Here is a 1,396-nt window from a genome sequence, read left to right on the forward strand (position 1 = left end):
GGTAAAGATGGTTCATAGTGGAGATAGCGAGTCATTGGCTTTTTTAATTAATAAATATCAGAATTTTGTTCGTGCGAAGACAACCCCATACTTTTTAATTGGCGCAGATAAAGAAGATCTTGTTCAAGAGGGAATGATTGGTCTATATAAAGCTATTCGTGACTTTAGAGAGGACAGGATGACTTCTTTTAAAGCTTTTGCTGAACTTTGTATCACTAGACAGATTATAACCGCGATCAAAACGGCTACTCGTCAAAAGCATGCACCTCTAAATTCGTATGTTTCTCTTGACAAGCCTCTTTATGATGAAGAATCTAACTATACGCTTATGGATATGATATCCGGTGAAAAAATAACGAATCCGGAAGCATTAATCATTAACAAAGAAAAAGCTGATGATATAGAACTAAAAATATCAGAATTGCTTAGTGATTTGGAAAGAAGAGTGTTGGCCTTATATATGGATGGACAATCATATGTTGAAATTTCTGAAGAACTAAACACGCATGTAAAGTCGATTGATAATGCTCTCCAACGAGTAAAAAGAAAACTTGAACGGCATCTGGGGATAAGGATGGCTATCTGATAACTTCGTTTAAATTTCCCAAATTGATATATAGTTCCATTTGAAAATTAAAAACGTCGTTATTTTCAACCCCAGAAGTTGCTTGGAGGGCCAGGCAGTTTCTGTGGTTTTTTCATTGCCCATAAGAAGTTTTATATTAAATAGACAAACAAAGAAATTGTGCCTTACTTATTCCCGCAATGGGCGCAATTCTGTAGCAAGAATTGTGCTCTTTCTTTATGTTAAGGTTATTTAAGGTATATTTAGGCAGTATAGCTAAATAAACTAAGAATAATATCACTTCTTAATATTTAACGAATAAGAGTTTTGTTACTATAAAAATAAGTGAAATAAGGAGATGTTTACGGTTGGGAAAGAAAGTATTAGTTGTCATTGATGTGCAAACGGCCGTTGTTGAACACGGGTATAAACGCGATAAGACAATTGACAAAATTAACCGATTAATTCGTTGTGCAAGAGAGCAACAGATACCGATTATATATATTCAACACGAATATCCAGAAGGTCCGATGAGTAAGGGCGAACCTGGATGGCAGTTTCACCCACGACTTGAGAAGCCCCTCCATCAAGAGGTTACCATCTATAAAACCGTGCCAAATTCATTTACTCACACACCTTTAAAACAAACACTCGACAAGCTAGACGCAACGCACATCTACATTTGTGGTGCACAGACGGAATTCTGTGTTGATTCTACGTGTCGAGGAGCCTTTGATTTAGATTATAACGTCACCCTCATCACAGATGCTCATACCACGAGTGATGCAGATCACCTATCAGCCCCCCGCATTATCGAACATACCCATGTAA

Annotated in this window: 2 protein-coding genes; both read left to right on the forward strand. The window is 37.0% G+C overall.

The features are described 5' to 3' along the window. On the forward strand, positions 1-586 hold a 586-nt coding region (gene sigH, locus AC1DUW_RS28795; RefSeq protein WP_477644183.1), incomplete at its 5' end, for an RNA polymerase sporulation sigma factor SigH. A 347-nt stretch (positions 587-933) separates the two neighbouring features. Continuing rightward, a partial coding sequence (locus AC1DUW_RS28800) for a cysteine hydrolase family protein (RefSeq protein WP_477644184.1) occupies positions 934-1,396 on the forward strand: 463 nt, incomplete at its 3' end.

Source organism: Peribacillus sp. P4_C12 (genome assembly GCF_056402095.1).